The sequence below is a fragment of the Bradyrhizobium sp. AUGA SZCCT0182 genome (genome assembly GCF_018130185.1).
In the GTDB taxonomy this organism is placed as follows: Bacteria; Pseudomonadota; Alphaproteobacteria; order Rhizobiales; family Xanthobacteraceae; genus Bradyrhizobium.
The window spans coordinates 21,372-37,180 of sequence record NZ_JAFCLY010000024.1; the positions used below are offsets into that span (position 1 = coordinate 21,372).

Below are 15,809 nucleotides of genomic sequence, written 5' to 3' on the forward strand. Positions count from 1 at the left end.
AGATCTGGTGACAATGACCGCGTTTCGCCAAAGTGTCGAAGCCATGATCCCGGCGCTGCGCCGCTACGCGCGTGCGCTCGCGCGCGACGCCGATATCGCCGACGATCTGGTGCAGGACACGCTGGTGCGCGCGTTGCGTTCGGAACGGTTGTTTCTCGGCGGCGACGTCAGGAGCTGGCTCTATACGATCCTGACCAACCTCAACAAGAACCGGCGGCGATCGCTGGCGCGGCGGCCGCAATTCATGCCGCTGCTCGACAACAACCCGGACGCCAGCGGGACCGAAGCGGAAGGCCGCGACATCGCCCGTGCGTTGTCGACGCTGGTGGAAGAGCAGCGCTCGGTGCTGCTGCTGGTGATGCTGGAAGGGTTGAGTTACCGCGAGGTCGCCGACATCCAGGGCGTACCGATCGGGACTGTGATGTCCCGGCTTGCCCGGGCGCGCGCGCACGTCAAAGCCTCGCTCGAGGGCGAGCGCACAGCGCTGAGACGGGTGAAGTGATGCAGGTGATGCAAACAGGACGCGTGATGGCAGGCGATATGCTTAGGCAGGGTTCGACGCAGATTCCGATCCGGAATAGACAGAGACGACGACGATGACCGACCCCCATATTCCCGTCACCGAAGACGAACTGCATGCTTACGTCGACAACGAGCTGCCGGCGGAGCGCCGCGGCGATGTCGAAGCGTGGCTCGCGGCGCACCCCGACGATGCGGCGCGCGTGCGGTCGTGGCGCACGATGGCGGAAGCGCTGCATGTCCGCTACGACGGCATCGTGGACGAGGCGGTGCCGAGGCGGCTCGAGATCGAGCGGCTGGTGCGCCAGCCGCGCAAATGGTTCTACGGCGCGATTGCCGCAACGCTGGCGGCATTCATTGTCGGCGGCGGTGTCGGCTGGATGGCGCGCGGGGCTGCAGCAGCACCCTCGGCGCTGCAGAGTTTCACGACGGATGCGCTCGATGCGCACCGGCTCTATGTGGTCGAAGTGCGCCATCCCGTCGAAGTACCCGGCAGCGAACGCGCGCATCTGCAGGCATGGCTGACCAAGCGCTGCGGCTGGCTGGTGCGCGCGCCGGAATTGACCGCGGCGGGGTTGAAGCTGGTCGGCGGGCGGCTGTTGCCCGGCGCCACCGGGCCTGCCTCGTTCATGATGTATGAGAGCGCATCGGGCGAGCGCTTCACGATCTACACGGCAAAGTCGGAAGCCGAGGCGACGCAGATGCGATTTTCGTCGGAGGGCAAGGAGAGCGCCTTGTTCTGGGCCGATCGCGGCGTGGCATATGTGGTGGTGAGCAGCGTCGGCGACCGTGGCCGACTGACGCAGATCGCCCAATCGGTGTATGACCAGATGGAAAAGACCGGGGGTTGAGCGCCCTCACCATCCCGGTTGAACAAGCTTGTTGTTTGATGCGCTTTCCGTGCGCGAGCCGGTGTCCGTCCCGCATCAAGTGCGGGGCAGGTCTCGCTCGAAAACGCTATACGTCAAGCCGTTTGTCCCAATTCTGACATCGAAAATCTGGAATCAAGACATCGGCGCGTCTCATTATCGCACTGGGTGATCACGCGAAAATGAGCGGCGCTCGATCCGCCGATCGGCGCAAGCGGCCTCGATCGGGGTTTGGTACCGCGCTGGTCCCCCTTTCGAGGCCGCCCTTTTTAAGGGAAGCACCTGAATTGGTTCGGGAAATGGCCTGCCGCACTCCGCTGTTTTATTAGACGTGTTTTTGGTCAGCCGAAATCGCTGCGCGGATTGTAAGGGTGGCCGTCGCGCCACTTTTGCATCAATGCTTCAAGCTCGGCATCGTTCCCGTCGGGAAGAATAATCCTTGTCGTGACGAACAGGTCGCCGGTCGCGCCTGCCTTCGGCAGCCCCTTGCCCTTGAGACGGAAGGTGCGACCGCTGGAGGTGTTCTTCGGGATCGGAAATTCGACCGCGCCGCCGAGGGTCGGCACCCGAATCTTGGCCCCGAGCACCGCCTCATAGAGCGTGATCGGCAGATCGAGCCGCAAGTCGCTGCCGTCGATCTTGAAGAAGGGATGCGGCGCAATGCTGACGGTGATCAGGAGGTCGCCCGGCGGATGGCCTTGCGCGGTCTCGCCCTGGCCCTTCAGCCGGATTTGCTGACCGGCGGCGACGCCTGCCGGAATTTTGACGTTGAGCTCCTTGCCGTTCGGCAAGCGGACGCGCTTCTCGGCCCCCTTGACCGACTCCTCCAGCGACACCGTCATGGCGACGCTGAGATCGAGATCGAGGCCGATCCCGCCGGTATCGAATTCAAATCCTTTGCCACCGCCGGGACGTTGCCCGCGGGCCGCGCCGCCGAACATGCTGTTGAGGATGTCCTCGAAGCCGCCGCCGCCGGGGCCGCCGCCGGCGCGGAAAGTGTGGCTTTCAAAGCCGCCGCCCGGACCGCCGGCACGGCCGCGCGGGCCGCCGCCAGGAAAGCCCTGGAAGCGCGGCTTGCCCTCGGCGTCGATCTCACCGCGATCGAACTGCTTGCGCTTGTCCTCGTCGCCGATGATCTCGTTGGCCGAGTTGATCTCGGAAAAACGCGCCGCGGATTTCGGATCGTTGGTGTTGTTGTCGGGGTGATGCTTCTTGGCGAGCTTGCGGTAAGCACTCTTGATCGCCGCAGCGCTGGCGCCCCGCGGCACCCCCAAGACCTCATAGGGGTCGCGCATCCGTCACGTCTCCTTCACGGGAAATCGGTTCTAACTAAAGGGCGATCTGCCCGCTTTGCCTTCATCTGGGGAGCCAGTGGCATTTTTGCAACTGCCGATGCCCCTGAAAACGGACCCTCAAAACGGGCCCTCAAGATTCTTGGGGTAGCTTAGCTCCGTTTCCAGGGCTTGAGGGTACGAATTTCCCATCGACCTTGTTCACCCCTGCAGGCGGCGCCCTGCAGCCAGCTTTCCGCACGATCCTTGACGTAGCTGGCCAGGAAATCCCGGCAGGTACGGCCATCGTCCGAGGCATAGGCCTGGGACAGCGGCGTTACCGAACCCCGCGCGCCGGTTTCAGGGTTTTCCCAGGGCTGGCTGGAATCCTTGCCGCCCTTGGTCAATACATCGGAGGCGGCCGTGCGGGCAAAGGCGAGATCGCTCTCGGTCGGTACCGGAGGGGCGGCCTGGGGCGTCACCGACCCAGTCACGTCTTTTTCTTCCAGCTTGGCGAGAGCGTCGGAGCGGGACAGGCTGCAACCGCCCGCGCCGAGGCCGATCAAAATCATGGTCATCACCGCGCCCGCCGGCCGGATCGCGGATAGGCCAACGCGTCCCCATGTCCTATATAGGGCGAACCTATACTGGGGCTGTAGCGCGCTCTCTAACGCGAACGGACGCAACTGGAACTCCTGGCATGACCGACACAACCTCCATCAAACACCCGACACCGTTAACATCGGGTGATTTTACCGCCGCCGAGGAACCATTTGCGTTGTTCGGTGCGTGGTTCGCCGAAGCCGTGAAGGCAGAGCCGAACGATCCCAACGCGATGTCGCTCGCAACCGTCGATGCCGACGGACTTCCCGATGTCCGCATGGTGCTGATGAAAGGCTATGATGCGGATGGTTTCGTGTTCTACAGCCACATCGCCAGCCAGAAGGGCCGCGAACTCGCCGCAAATCCTAAAGCGGCTTTACTATTTCACTGGAAATCGCTGCGCCGTCAGGTGCGCATCCGCGGCAACGTGTCGCCTGTGACGCCGGAAGAAGCCGACGCCTATTTCGCCACCCGCCCGAAGCAGGCGCAGATCGGCGCCTGGGCCAGCAAGCAGTCGCAGCCGCTGGAAAGCCGCTTTGCCTTCGAACAGGCGATCGCGCTGGTTGCCGCCAGGCACGTCATCGGCGAGGTGCCGCGTCCGCCAGGCTGGAGCGGCTGGCGCATTGAACCGGTCCGTTTCGAATTCTGGCACGACCGTCCGTTCCGCCTCCACGACCGCATTGAATTCCGCCGCGACGCGCCGGTCCAGGCTTCTGAAGTTCAGCCTTGGACTAAAATGCGACTCTACCCCTGACGCCGAAAGCCTGAAAGACATGTCGACTTCCACCAATGCGCCGCGACGCACGCTGCTCCTGACCGGAGCGAGCCGCGGCATCGGCCATGCCACGGTGATCCGCTTTTCATCGGCGGGCTGGCGCGTCATCACCTGCTCGCGGCATCCCTTCCCCGACAACTGCCCGTGGGACGCCGGGCCTGAGGATCACATCCAGGTCGATCTTGCCGACCATGCCGATACCACGCGGGCGATTTCGGAAATCCGCGAACGCCTCGAAGGCGGCGCGCTGCACGCGCTGGTCAACAATGCCGCGATTTCGCCGAAGACCGCTGGAGGCACGCGGATGGGCACCATGGATACCGACATCGAGACCTGGAGCCATGTTTTCCGGGTGAATTTCTTCGCCCCCATCATGATGGCGCGCGGGCTGATCGAGGAATTGAAGGCCACCAAGGGCTCGGTGGTGAACGTCACCTCGATTGCGGGCTCGCGCGTGCATCCGTTCGCGGGCGTGGCCTATGCGACGTCGAAGGCGGCACTTGCGTCACTCACACGTGAAATGGCCTCCGATTTCGGCCGCGTCGGCGTCCGCGTCAATTCGATCGCGCCGGGCGAGATCGACACCTCGATCCTGTCGCCGGGCACCGAGAAGATCGTCGACCAGCAGATCCCGATGCATCGGCTCGGAACGCCGGACGAGGTGGCCAAGATCATCTACGTGCTGTGCACCGAAACCAGTTCGTATGTGAACGGCGCCGAGATCCACATCAACGGCGGCCAGCACGTCTAGAGCAATCGGTTCTGATTGAATCAGAACCGAAGCTCTAACTCCTTGGCGCGTTTTCTTTGCGCGAACCGGTATGCACCCGGATCAAGTCCGAGGCCATGCTTCGCGAAAACGCTGGCGCGCTTCACTCCGCGTAAAACTTGCTCCGCGTTTTCCTTGGCGCGGTTCGCAGGTCCCGCGTCTCGACGTTGAAGGCGCTGGAGCATTCGTCTTCGTTCTCGCCATCGGCAAGCGAAGCGCCGCAATGCCGGCAGAGCCGCGCCGCGATCGCCTGCGCCTTGCCAACGATGCGGCCCTGCTGGTAGCGCGCAAAATCGATGACGTTGCGGGGTGACGTTATGAATTTTTCAACCATTGCTGTCCTCGCGGCTTGTGACTGCGTTATCGCAGAAAGCCGTCGCGCAAAGGTTCATCGCGACGCTCAAATTTTACTCGTACAATTGGGGCAGCTTCCTGTTTTTTTTGAAGGTGCATGAATGCCCCCGAGATCATGCGCGCGCCTTAACATCTCGGTTACTACGGCCACCTCGGTGACAACAGTCAGGTTGTGACTACAGCCACTTCTTCCATCTGAAAAGAAAGTAAGGCAGCACGGCTGCCATGAGCATCATCACCAGCGCCATCGGATAGCCGTGCGCCCATTCGAGCTCCGGCATCGCCTTGAAATTCATGCCGTAGATCGAGGCGATCAGCGTCGGCGGCATCAAGACCACGGCCATCACCGAGAACAGCTTGATGATGTTGTTCTGCTCGAGATTGACGACGCCCAGCATGGCGTCGAGCACGAAGGTGATCTTGTTGGAGAGGTAGGACGCGTGGTCGGTCAGCGAGGCGACGTCGCGCTGCATGGTCTTGAGCTGCTCGCGCATGTCCTTGGACCATTTGACGCCTTCCATGACAGCCGAGAGGAAAGTGACGACGCGGCCGACCGAGACCAGGCTCTCGCGGACCTTCGAGGTCAAATCCCCCTTGCGCCCGATCGCGATCAGGATCTGCGAATATCGCTTGGCCTGGCCGTGACGCTCGCTTTCGGGTTCGAAGATGTCATGGGAAACCTGATCGACGTCGGCGCCGACCTTCTCCAGAATGTCGGCGCAACGGTCGATCACCGCGTCGACAAGTTCCATCAGCACCATTTCGCCTGTTATGCCCGGCATGCAGGACCGCCCCAGCTTGTTCTCCACCAGGGCAAACGGCTTCGGCATGTCGTAGCGCACGGTTACCAAGCGGTGACCGGCCATGATGAAGGTGACGGCCGTCGTCCGCGGCATATCGGTGTCGGAATGGCACATCAGCGTCGCGGTCATGTAGCGCGCGCCGTTCTCGATATAGAGCCGGCTGGAAATCTCGATCTCCTGCATGTCCTCCCGGGTCGGCACCGCGATCCCGGTCAGCCGCTCCACGGCGCGGTCTTCCTCGGTCGTCGGCTTCACCATGTCGATCCAGACCGCGGCTTCCGGCAAAGTCGCCGGTTCTGGCACCTCGACTTTCTTCAGAGTGGATTCAGAGGGGACATACACTGACAACATGGGAAACTCCGGAACAGGGCAGTCTTTTGGTCCTGACGTGTCGTCACGCGAACCCGGGACCCGCTCCCGCGCGACACCGCCACCCAGCGGACTAAACGCGATTCTGGCAAGCGCTTGATGACTGGCGTATTAACCCCCCATCCACATTTATGGCGGTGGGGTGGCGGTACCGTGGCCACGATTCGGCAAGGACGCCAGCGTTGCCTATAAATCAACCGGAAATCGAAAAACTTGCGGCAAAAAAGCCACAGCCAGGCTCCCGCAGCGCCGAACAAGCGTCTAAGCACTGGAATAATTACCGATTTTTGCCAATGATGGGATTATTGGAATCGTGGCGTTTGCGGCGCAAGTTGGCGCTAACCGCGATATGTTCGATTGGAAATGCGCAATGACGTCGCTGAAGGCAAAGTTGGGAATTCTGGCTGCAGGGCTGATGCTGTCAGGCTGCATGCAGACCACGAGCTATCAGGCTGCGCCGGAGGCGACGCTCAAGCCGAATGACAAGGCCCAGCTTGCTAAGGCGCGTTACGCCAAGGTTGCCGTGGCCGAACCGTTCCGCCGCGCCATCGTCGACTATCACCGCCGCGAACTGCCCGGCACGATCGTGGTCGATTCCGACAACCACTATCTTTACCTGGTGCAGGACGGCGGCAAGGCGATCCGTTACGGCATCACCGTCGGCGAAGAAGCCTTGGCCTTCTCCGGCATTGCCAAGGTCGGCAACATGGCGGAATGGCCGAAATGGACGCCGACCGCTGATATCCACAAGCGCATTGAAGGCCTGCCCGCGTCGGTGCCCGGCGGCGTCGACAATCCGCTCGGCGCCCGCGCGCTCTATCTTTACCAGGGCGGCCGCGACACGCTGTTCCGGATTCACGGCACCAACCAGCCGGAATATATCGGCGCATCGATTTCCTCGGGCTGCATTCGCATGACCAATGAGGACGTCATCGACCTTTACAGCAAGGTCAAGCAAGGCACGATCGTGGTGGTGCTCGACCCCAAGCAGGGTGACTCGCCGTACAATTCGAAGATGGCGCTCCAGGGCGGCGGCAGCTCGATAACGCAATAGCGGACTGCATCCGATCGCAACGAGATCAAAACGCCGGCCTTGCCGGCGTTTTTTATTTGTCGGTCGGTGTCGCGGAGAACACGCGGCTGGCGGGGTTGAAACCTTGGGCGTGGCCAAAATGTCGGCCAAAATCCACGGGATCCGCGGCCATGCGGCCAGAAAGACACAGCCGTCTCCCGCAGCAAGCCCAGCTGGCACGTAAACGCTGGAATTACGGCCGATTGCAACAGTAATGCGGCCAATGAATCGTCACGTGTAGGGCACGACTGGCGCGCTATAGTCTTATCGGTTCTGATGGAATCAGAACCGAAGCTCTAGACTCTAGTTTTGACGTGTTTTCTTCACGCGAACCGGTATCCACCCTGGATCAAGTCCGAGGGCATGCTTCGCTCGAAAACGCTCTAACCGACGACAAATGACGCCGCACAAGGACAATCAAGAGCGCCGGTTTTGCCGGCGTTTTTTTGTTGCGGGCTTTGGCTTGGGCTCCACTTCCACCGCATCGGATTTCTCATCCGCCGGGGCCGCGCTGGATTTCCCCGCAGCGGGTTTGGCAGCGTCCGATTTGGCCGCATCGGATTTGGCGGCAACCTCACGCGGCGGCGCCTCTTCCGGCCGCTCGGCCGGCATCAGCGGCGCTGTCTGCGGCAGCGGGTCCCACACGTTCCACTGGCAGATCCGGTAGTTATTCCGCCGTTCCATGAGGTCGAGATGGATGTGGTCCTCGTGGTACCAGTCCGACCCCGGTCCCAGCACCGTCGAGAACCGCGCGCACGCCGAATGCAGCACGGCTTCGCGCAGCTCGCGCGGCACATTGCGATCGGTGAGCGAGATTGAGCGGCCATTGGCGAGCTTGAGGGCGCGGACGTCGAGCGCATTGGCGCGGCCGTGTTCGGAGAGTCTTGCGCCGACGATACGGTTGCGGCCGCGGCATTCGAACGAGTCGAAATTGTCGAGATCACTGATCGTGCTGCCGAGGCGCCCCGCCAGCGGCGCGATGTCGGTCCGGATCCAGTTCACCAAAGCAGAGGCCATCGCGCAGCGCAGGATCGCCGCCGGCTTCACCGAGACCTGACGCTTGTCCGGCAGCACGATCGCCTCGAGCCGCACCAGATCCTCGCCCCCGCAGCCGCCGGCGCCACGGATGTCGGGAATGCTGGGAGCAATGGCGATGGCCTCCGTCAGTGCCAGCCGGCAGGCCGAGGGCGGAGGTGGCTGGGGCGCGGCCTGTTCGGTGGGCTTGCCTTCCTTTGTGGTCTCCTTGGCCGTTTCCTTGGCAGCTTCCTTGGGAGCTTCCTTGGCAGCTTCCTTGGCAGCTTCCTTGGAGGAGTCGTCAGCCGTGGGCTTGGCGGGCTCAGCGGTTGGTGCATCGGTCGGGCGCGGTCGCGGCAGCGGTACCGCCGCACGGTGGACCTTTCCACGCTGCCTCGGCGGATGGATCCCGAACAGATCGCCCCAAGGCGACTGCCACGCCGGCTGCCGGGACGTTTTCGCGGCCAGGGCCTGGTCGGAGAGCAGACCGAGCAAAAGCAGGCCCGCCGCAACGGTAACCATTGCCGCCGCCGTGCGACCAAAGGCGCCATAAGCCCATTTTCGGCTTGCTTTCTCCGCGCTACAGTTCATGTCAATTCCATGATCGCACGCCAAAACACCAGCACTTTGGCGGATCATGCGCGAGACAATAACCTTTGGGAGGGACGTGCGTATGCTCGGATTGATGCAAGACTGGCCTTTGCTTTGCCACCGGATTATCGAACACGCGGCGCAGTATCACGGTACGCAAGAGGTCGTCACGCGGTCGGTCGAAGGGCCCATTCATCGCACCAATTACGCCGAAATTCGCGATCGTGCGCTGAAAGTCTCGCAGCGCCTCGACCGCGACGGCATCAAGCTCGGTGACCGCGTCGCCACCATCGCCTGGAACACCTGGCGCCACCTTGAAGCCTGGTACGGCATCATGGGCATCGGCGCGATCTGCCATACCGTCAACCCGCGGCTGTTCCCCGACCAGATCGCCTGGATCATCAACCACGCGCAAGACCGCGTGGTGATGACCGATCTCACCTTCATTCCGATCCTGGAAAAGATCGCGGGCAGCCTGCCCAGCGTCGAACGCTACATCGTGTTCACCGACAAGGCCCACATGCCGCAGACCACGCTGAAGAACGCGGTCGCCTATGAGGACTGGATCGCGGAAGCCGACGGCAAGTTCGAGTGGAAGACCTTCGACGAGAATACCGCAGCCGCGATGTGCTACACCTCGGGTACCACGGGCGATCCAAAAGGCGTGTTGTATTCGCACCGCTCCAACGTGTTGCACGGGTTGATGGCCAACAATGTCGACGCTCTCGGCACCAGCGCCGCCGAGACAATGCTGCCGGTGGTGCCGTTGTTCCACGCCAACAGCTGGGGCATCGCGTTCTCCGCACCCTCGATGGGCACCAAGCTCGTGATGCCGGGCGCCAAGCTCGACGGTGCTTCGGTCTATGAGCTTCTCGACACCGAGAAGGTCACGCACACCGCCGGCGTGCCGACGGTGTGGCTGATGCTGCTCAATCACATGGCCGCCGGAAACCTGAAGCTGCCCCACCTGAAGAGCGTGGTGTGCGGCGGCTCGGCGATGCCGCGCTCGATGATCAAGTCGTTCGTCGACATGGGCGTTCGCGTGCGCCACGCCTGGGGCATGACCGAGATGAGCCCGATCGGCACCGTGGCGGCGCTGAAGCCGCCGTTTGCCGAACTCGGCGGCGAGGAACGGCTCGATATCCTGCAGACGCAAGGTTATCCGCCGTTCGGTGTGCAGATGAAGATCACCGACGATGCCGGCAAGGAATTGCCGTGGGACGGCAAGACCTTTGGCCGCCTCAAGGTCGCAGGACCTGCGGTCGCGAAGGCCTACTTCAAGGTCGATAGCGAGATTCTCGACGAGCACGGCTATTTCGACACCGGCGACGTCGCGACCATCGACCAGCACGGCTACATGCGGATCACCGATCGCTCCAAGGACGTTATCAAGTCTGGCGGCGAGTGGATTTCATCGATCGATCTGGAGAACCTCGCGGTCGGCCATCCCGCGGTGGCGGAGGCCGCCGTGATCGGCATCTATCATCCCAAATGGGACGAGCGCCCGCTCTTGATCGTGCAACTGAAGGCCGGCCAGCAGGCAAGCCGCGAGGACATCCTGAAATTCATGGATGGCAAGATCGCGAAATGGTGGATGCCGGACGACGTGGCTTTCGTCGAGGGCATTCCGCACACTGCGACCGGCAAGATCCTGAAGACCGCGCTGCGCGACCAGTTCAAGAGCTACCGTTTCCCGAACGCTGCGGCCTAGACCTTTCCCGTTCCGATAAAATCGGAACGGGGCTCTAGATTCTTTGGTTTGACGCGTTTTCTTGACGCGAACCGGTGTCCACTTCGCTGGAAAACGCTCTAGCCTCGGAGGGGCGCATTCGACCGGATGCGCCCCGACCGGCCCAGGGACCCACCCAAGACACGCCAGATCGACGACCACATCGCCCGCAGGCTGCGGGCTGTGTCCTGCACGGCGGCAACGACGGCCGCGTCCCGCTCGTGGTGAGCGATCCTGCCGTAAGCGGCGATATCGGGGCTGCCGTCCGGATGGCGCAGCGCGCCTTCAACAGCCCTTACGTGACCGTGCAGCTTCTTCTCCCAAGACATAGCGACCGCTCCTTCATTGACTGCGACCACTATTATTACGTTTCCAACGTGATATAATCGGCTAGTATTTATATTCACTCGTGAAACAAATTCATGAATATCAATGCAGCCTCGGCCGAGATGAATGGGTTCGTGCGGGTGGTCGAGCGGGGCAGCTTTGCGGCCGCGGCAGACGATCTCGGCCTGACCCCCTCTGCCTTGTCCAAGCTGGTCACGCGCATCGAAGACCGGCTGGGTGTGCGCCTGTTGACCAGGACCACGCGCAGGCTCGCCCTGACTGCCGAGGGCGATCTGTTTCTGGCCCGGAGCCGGGACATCCTCGCATCGATCGAAGCCGCCGAAGCCGAGGTAACGGCGGCAAGCCGGCTGCCACGTGGTCATTTGCGGATCAGCGTCGGGACAGCCCTCGCCAAACAGATACTCGGGCCCGCCCTTCCTGTTTTCCTTAGCCATTATCCAGACATCAGCGTCGAGCTTCATGTTTCGGACCACCAGGTCGATCTGGTTGCCGAGCAAGTCGATGTCGCCATCCGCTCCGGCGCACTCGGCGATTCAACCCTCATGGCGCGCAAGCTCGGTGACGCGACAAGGGTCGTTTGCGCCAGTCCGCTCTATTTGAAGCAACACGGATCGCCGCGCGTGCCGGCCGATCTGCTGCAGCATAATTGCCTGACGCTACCCGGGCCGGCGTGGTCGCAATGGCCCTTCCACACCCATGAAGGCATCAATCGCCTCGCCGTGTCAGGCACATTTACCAGCGACAGTGCCGACCTGCTGCTCGATATGGCGGTAGCCGGGCTCGGCATCGCCAGGTTGGCGGATTTCATGGTCGCGCGGGCGATACAGCAAGGCACCCTCGTTCCGCTGCTCGGAGACAGCCACATCCCCGAGACGTTTCCGATCCACGCGCTGACGGTCCCGGGCCGCCACCGCGCTCCGCGCATCAAGGCCTTTATCGACTTTGTGGCCACGCAGTTCGGGCGCCCGGCATGATGCGCCATGACGCTCCTTGCACCACCATTTGGACTGATTTTCCGGCGCAAGCTGCTTTCCACAGGTGCGGAAAATGCGCTAGTTCAGGGCGCCGGGTCTCCAGTATTGCGACCGGAACGGCAGCTGAATTCATGATGGAAGTTTGAGGATGGCCCGCAGGTTTTCCGCTCCCTACCAGACGGAGCCCGTGTCCAGCCTCGCCACATGGGCGCGCAACCTCGCACTGTTCTCACTGATTGCGGTGGTGGTCTCGATCATGATCGTCCGCTTCGGCTTCCTCGAGATGAAGCCGGCGCTGGCGACGTTCTTCGGCGCGCTGGCCTTGGCCGGCCTTTCCATCCTGGTCGGCCTGGCCGCGTTTGCCGCGATCTGGCAGAACGGTTCGCGCGGCATGGGCCGCATCCTGCTGGCGCTATTGCTCGACGCCGCCATCCTCGCCTACCCCGCCTATCTGGCCCTGCAATACCGCAAGTTGCCGCGGATCTACGACATCACCACCGATTCGATCGACCCACCGCGGTTCGAGGCGTTGGCGCGGCTGCGCGCCGGCGAAGGCACCAATCCGGCCGTCTATGCCGGGCTCTATTCAGCCGAGCAGCAGGCGATCGCCTACCCTGATATCGAGACCGTGGAGCTCGAGGTCCCGCCGCAGCGCGCCTACGAGATCACGCTCGCGCTGATCAACAAGCGCAAATGGCGCGTGGTCGACGAACGCCCGCCGCAGGCACGCCGCGAAGGACGCATCGAGGCGATCGCGCAAACGATGATCATGGGATTTCGCGAAGACGTCTCGATCCGGATCAAGGCCGACGGCGAGGATTCCCGCGTCGATATCCGCTCCGCATCGCGCTATTTCGACAGCGACCTCGGCAGCAACGCCTCACGCATCACCAAGCTGATCGCGGACATCAACACCGTGGCCGACACCAAGCCGGCCGCGAAGAAACCGGCGGCGCCGGCGAAGGTGCAGGCCAAGACGGTGAAGAAACAGTAGCTCGCTGGCCGCGCTCCCTCGCCCCCGTGCGTGCGATGGGCGCAGAACGGGTCTCCGAGATTATCCCCTAACCGGACATGACGCAGTCAGATTCTCGTGCGGGAATGCACCTTGCCAAGGTGATCGCCATCGGCTTGCAGCCCGGCGTAAATTCATCTCCCAGGTTCAGGCGCCTGACATTGTTTCCGCCGTGACCTCCCAACCGGCATCTATGCCACCGGGAAGCATCTGCCCGCGATCCTCACCAACCTCTGCGTCGATCAACCGATTGAGCTTCTCGTTCATGGCGACAACGAGTTCCCGGTGTTGCTTGCTATTCATCGCGAGATTGTTCATTTCGTAAGGATCGGCTCTCACATCGAACAGCTCTACGTCGTTCATCAGGTAAAGGTCTTCGAAAGTCGTGGGGCGGTTGTGTTGCTTCGGCGAAAAATAGCGCGTGAATTGGTACCGCCCATCGAACACCGACCGTACCGCGCCACGCTTCATCATGTCGGGGCGGATGCCCGCACTTTTGAGATCGCTCGATTTGCCTCCCTGTTGCATGTAGGTAACGGCTTTGTTGAGAAAATCCCCGTCGAGGTAAGCGAACATGTTGTAGTTGAAGAGCGCGCCGTCGCGAACGGCCGTGAACTCGGCGCGCTGAGGAGCCGCGAGGAGTCCGGACAAGTCCTTTCCGGGAAGGTCTTTGACAATCCTGGCCCGTTTGCCCGGTGCGACCGCACTAAGCCCTATCAGCGTCGGCGCGATATCCACGTGCGACGTGACGGCCCGACACTGCTGCCCGCCGGCGTGCGCGGGGTGAGCGATGATCAACGGTACGTTGTTTTGCTCGCGGTACGAGACTGCACCCTTGGCGTGAAGTTGATGCGCGCCGTCCATGTCGCCATGATCGGCGGTCAGGATCACGATCGTCTTGTCGGCAAGACCCGAGGCGTCCAACGCGGCGAGAACGGTCTCGATGTTGCGATCCACATCGCGCATGCAATTCAGATAATAGTTGTGGCGCCGGCGCCAGCGAGCATCCTCGTTCGGGATGTGGCCGACCAGCGCGTCGTGGGCCCTCAGGAAATCACGATGCGCCGGAGGGCGGCCCGGCGCGTCAAGTGCCTGAAAGTGGCTCGCCGGGAGCTTGAAGTCCCACTGCTTGGCATAGAGCGGATCGACCGGGTCGCGCGCGACGCGCTTGATGCCGCTTTTTGTCTGGACAACCGTGCCGGGGGCATCGGTGTTGTAGTACATTACATCATGCGGGTTGACGAGGTTGACGGCGAGAAACCAAGGCTTGTTTTCCTGTGAGAGATCGCGTGCCTTGCCGCGCAGCCAGTTGACGCCCATTGCAGCGATGATCGCGTCGTGCAGGTATCCGCCCCGCGTGTGTGCGATGATGTCGCCCACGCCGAAATAATCGGCGAAACCGTACGCCTCCATCTCCTCCGTGAAAATCTTGGTCAGATGGCCATGTTCGTTGACCGTCTCAAATTCCCTGGTCAGATGCCACTTGCCCTTGTAGGCCGTGTAGTAGCCGGCGTCGCGCATCATATCGCCAAGGGTCGGAATCTCGGTCGACATGCTCTCGATCCAGGGGAAATTCGTGTTGTCGAACATTTTCGTGTGCTGGATGTGCCGCCCGGTATAGAGCACCGAGCGGGAAGGCGTGCACACGCATGAACCGATGCGGTGATTGACGAACGTTGTGCCTCGTTTCATCAATCGTTCGTGTGCAGGCAACCGATAACCCGCCGGGAGTTCTCCTGGCCGGAACAATCGCTCCTGGTCGACCAGGAGGAACAGGATGTTGTAGGGCTGCGCGCTCTCGCGGGCTGCCTTGGTCGAGCCAACGGCCGCGTGGACTTGCCCGCTCGTATCGGCCGCGGCGCCGAGTCCCAGAGCCACCGCACCCATTCCAGCCGTGCGCAGGAAGCCTCGACGCGAGTCAGCCGGGCCCTGCGGATGATCGTTACTCATGTCCTCTCCTTTTCTTGGTCAGGAGGCTTGCGGTAGAGTTGATCTTCAGTCGGTCGATCTTGCCCATTGAACTTGAAGGGAGCGCGGTCTTGGGCCGCCTAGCAAAGTCCAGGCACACGCAAGTTGTTCGCCAAGATCGTTCAATTTACCGCGCGGCAGCAATCGGAATGAGGTGCCTGGCCCCACCTGGACGGAGCACTCACCAGTCTGGCGCAAGGATCGAGCGGTAGCTATGCAAAAAGCAGCCAAGCCTGCGGCATCATGTCCGTAGTTGGGCACTTTCCGGACATGGCGAGATGTCCGACTTGAGTCTGTTATGCACAGCAAAGCGGACGTCGCCGGCCCACCAAGAAACCGGCCAGCCGGCCAAGGCGCAAGCCAACCCTAGTGTCCTAAATGCAAGATGATAGAGTGTCGTAATTCGCAGTATGACCGGTGAGGACACCATGGGATGGTTTGACCGGCTGTTTGGAAGAACCCCGGGGCCTACTAGCCAACTCTTTGCCAGATTCAGAAAGAAATCACGGGCACCAACTGATCCTGATCTTCTGAAGATTGCCAAAGACCGAAAAGGGCATGTTTCACGGAGAGCTGTGAGAGATGAGTATAATCGGCTGCTCTTGGAGAAGTACTCGCACGATAAGGATTGATTTCTAGTTCCATCTAGTGGCGCAAGCTTTTGTAAGCCCGCCTCAGCGGGCAGCCCCTATCTTGACGTCGCTTGCTAGCCCGTAGCAGGAAATGACGAGATGTCCGACTTGAGTCTGTTATGCGCAGCAAAGCGGAC

At 61.9% G+C, this 15,809-nt stretch carries 14 protein-coding genes; 8 read left to right on the top strand and 6 right to left on the bottom strand.

The features are described from left to right. The first annotated feature begins 13 nt into the window (after positions 1-13). On the top strand, positions 14-502 hold the full coding sequence (locus tag JQ611_RS23945; protein WP_209846728.1) for an RNA polymerase sigma factor: 489 nt from the start codon (positions 14-16) through the stop codon (positions 500-502). Between the two features lie 94 nt (positions 503-596). Continuing rightward, entirely contained in the window at positions 597-1,370 is a 774-nt protein-coding gene (locus JQ611_RS23950; RefSeq protein WP_212385874.1) for an anti-sigma factor, read from the top strand. A gap of 359 nt (positions 1,371-1,729) precedes the next feature. On the opposite strand, the gene JQ611_RS23955 is transcribed toward JQ611_RS23950, so the two are convergent. Together JQ611_RS23955 and JQ611_RS23960 are read right to left on the bottom strand one after the other, a co-directional pair. After that, positions 1,730-2,683: a DnaJ C-terminal domain-containing protein gene (locus JQ611_RS23955; RefSeq protein ID WP_212269678.1), complete on the bottom strand. Its 954-nt coding sequence runs from the start codon at positions 2,681-2,683 to the stop codon at positions 1,730-1,732. Between the two features lie 149 nt (positions 2,684-2,832). Next, positions 2,833-3,237, bottom strand: coding sequence for an RT0821/Lpp0805 family surface protein (locus JQ611_RS23960; protein WP_212385872.1), 405 nt, complete (start codon positions 3,235-3,237; stop codon positions 2,833-2,835). A gap of 122 nt (positions 3,238-3,359) precedes the next feature. On the opposite strand from JQ611_RS23960, the gene pdxH reads away from it, so the two are divergent. Both pdxH and JQ611_RS23970 read left to right on the top strand, forming a co-directional pair. After that, the gene (gene pdxH / locus JQ611_RS23965) at positions 3,360-4,016 is read left to right on the top strand and encodes a pyridoxamine 5'-phosphate oxidase (RefSeq protein ID WP_212413145.1); all 657 of its coding nucleotides are present in this window, start codon (positions 3,360-3,362) and stop codon (positions 4,014-4,016) included. A gap of 19 nt (positions 4,017-4,035) precedes the next feature. After that, positions 4,036-4,788, top strand: coding sequence for an SDR family NAD(P)-dependent oxidoreductase (locus tag JQ611_RS23970; protein WP_212466777.1), 753 nt, complete (start codon positions 4,036-4,038; stop codon positions 4,786-4,788). 121 nt (positions 4,789-4,909) lie between these two features. Here JQ611_RS23970 and JQ611_RS23975 read toward each other — a convergent pair whose 3' ends face one another. Further along, on the bottom strand, positions 4,910-5,140 hold the full coding sequence (locus JQ611_RS23975) for a hypothetical protein (protein ID WP_212466778.1): 231 nt from the start codon (positions 5,138-5,140) through the stop codon (positions 4,910-4,912). A 196-nt stretch (positions 5,141-5,336) separates the two neighbouring features. Beyond that, complete coding sequence (locus JQ611_RS23980) at positions 5,337-6,314, bottom strand: magnesium transporter CorA family protein (protein WP_212269682.1); 978 nt, start codon at positions 6,312-6,314, stop codon at positions 5,337-5,339. Between the two features lie 388 nt (positions 6,315-6,702). Here JQ611_RS23980 and JQ611_RS23985 point away from each other — a divergent pair, with 388 nt between their 5' ends. Further along, on the top strand, positions 6,703-7,386 hold the full coding sequence (locus JQ611_RS23985) for a L,D-transpeptidase (RefSeq protein ID WP_192735138.1): 684 nt from the start codon (positions 6,703-6,705) through the stop codon (positions 7,384-7,386). 435 nt (positions 7,387-7,821) lie between these two features. Here JQ611_RS23985 and JQ611_RS23990 read toward each other — a convergent pair whose 3' ends face one another. Further along, on the bottom strand, positions 7,822-9,009 hold the full coding sequence (locus JQ611_RS23990; protein WP_212466779.1) for an extensin family protein: 1,188 nt from the start codon (positions 9,007-9,009) through the stop codon (positions 7,822-7,824). An 82-nt stretch (positions 9,010-9,091) separates the two neighbouring features. On the opposite strand from JQ611_RS23990, the gene JQ611_RS23995 reads away from it, so the two are divergent. The 3 genes from JQ611_RS23995 to JQ611_RS24005 all read left to right on the top strand — a co-directional run bounded on the left by JQ611_RS23995 (position 9,092) and on the right by JQ611_RS24005 (position 13,054). Beyond that, positions 9,092-10,720 carry a fatty-acid--CoA ligase gene (locus JQ611_RS23995; protein ID WP_212466780.1) on the top strand — a complete coding sequence of 543 codons (1,629 nt, stop codon included), beginning with the start codon at positions 9,092-9,094 and terminating at the stop codon, positions 10,718-10,720. A 440-nt stretch (positions 10,721-11,160) separates the two neighbouring features. Next, positions 11,161-12,060: a LysR family transcriptional regulator gene (locus JQ611_RS24000; protein ID WP_249133411.1), complete on the top strand. Its 900-nt coding sequence runs from the start codon at positions 11,161-11,163 to the stop codon at positions 12,058-12,060. A 148-nt stretch (positions 12,061-12,208) separates the two neighbouring features. Next, complete coding sequence (locus JQ611_RS24005) at positions 12,209-13,054, top strand: DUF1499 domain-containing protein (protein WP_212269685.1); 846 nt, start codon at positions 12,209-12,211, stop codon at positions 13,052-13,054. Positions 13,055-13,219: 165 nt separating this feature from the next. On the opposite strand, the gene JQ611_RS24010 is transcribed toward JQ611_RS24005, so the two are convergent. Further along, a complete protein-coding gene (locus JQ611_RS24010; RefSeq protein WP_212466781.1) occupies positions 13,220-15,022 on the bottom strand; it encodes a sulfatase-like hydrolase/transferase in 1,803 nt (600 codons plus the stop codon). Positions 15,023-15,809 lie beyond the last annotated feature (787 nt).

Excerpts from the sequence above, each read along its gene's own strand:
- JQ611_RS24005 (WP_212269685.1), top strand. The coding sequence starts at position 12,209 with ATGGCCCGCAGGTTTTCCGCTCCCTACCAGACGGAGCCCGTGTCCAGC.
- JQ611_RS24000 (WP_249133411.1), top strand. The coding sequence starts at position 11,161 with ATGAATATCAATGCAGCCTCGGCCGAGATGAATGGGTTCGTGCGGGTG.
- JQ611_RS23975 (WP_212466778.1), bottom strand. The coding sequence starts at position 5,140 with ATGGTTGAAAAATTCATAACGTCACCCCGCAACGTCATCGATTTTGCG.
- JQ611_RS23995 (WP_212466780.1), top strand. The coding sequence starts at position 9,092 with ATGCTCGGATTGATGCAAGACTGGCCTTTGCTTTGCCACCGGATTATC.
- JQ611_RS23955 (WP_212269678.1), bottom strand. The coding sequence starts at position 2,683 with ATGCGCGACCCCTATGAGGTCTTGGGGGTGCCGCGGGGCGCCAGCGCT.
- JQ611_RS24010 (WP_212466781.1), bottom strand. The coding sequence starts at position 15,022 with ATGAGTAACGATCATCCGCAGGGCCCGGCTGACTCGCGTCGAGGCTTC.
- pdxH (WP_212413145.1), top strand. The coding sequence starts at position 3,360 with ATGACCGACACAACCTCCATCAAACACCCGACACCGTTAACATCGGGT.
- JQ611_RS23990 (WP_212466779.1), bottom strand. The coding sequence starts at position 9,009 with ATGAACTGTAGCGCGGAGAAAGCAAGCCGAAAATGGGCTTATGGCGCC.
- JQ611_RS23960 (WP_212385872.1), bottom strand. The coding sequence starts at position 3,237 with ATGACCATGATTTTGATCGGCCTCGGCGCGGGCGGTTGCAGCCTGTCC.
- JQ611_RS23970 (WP_212466777.1), top strand. The coding sequence starts at position 4,036 with ATGTCGACTTCCACCAATGCGCCGCGACGCACGCTGCTCCTGACCGGA.
- JQ611_RS23985 (WP_192735138.1), top strand. The coding sequence starts at position 6,703 with ATGACGTCGCTGAAGGCAAAGTTGGGAATTCTGGCTGCAGGGCTGATG.
- JQ611_RS23945 (WP_209846728.1), top strand. The coding sequence starts at position 14 with ATGACCGCGTTTCGCCAAAGTGTCGAAGCCATGATCCCGGCGCTGCGC.
- JQ611_RS23950 (WP_212385874.1), top strand. The coding sequence starts at position 597 with ATGACCGACCCCCATATTCCCGTCACCGAAGACGAACTGCATGCTTAC.
- JQ611_RS23980 (WP_212269682.1), bottom strand. The coding sequence starts at position 6,314 with ATGTTGTCAGTGTATGTCCCCTCTGAATCCACTCTGAAGAAAGTCGAG.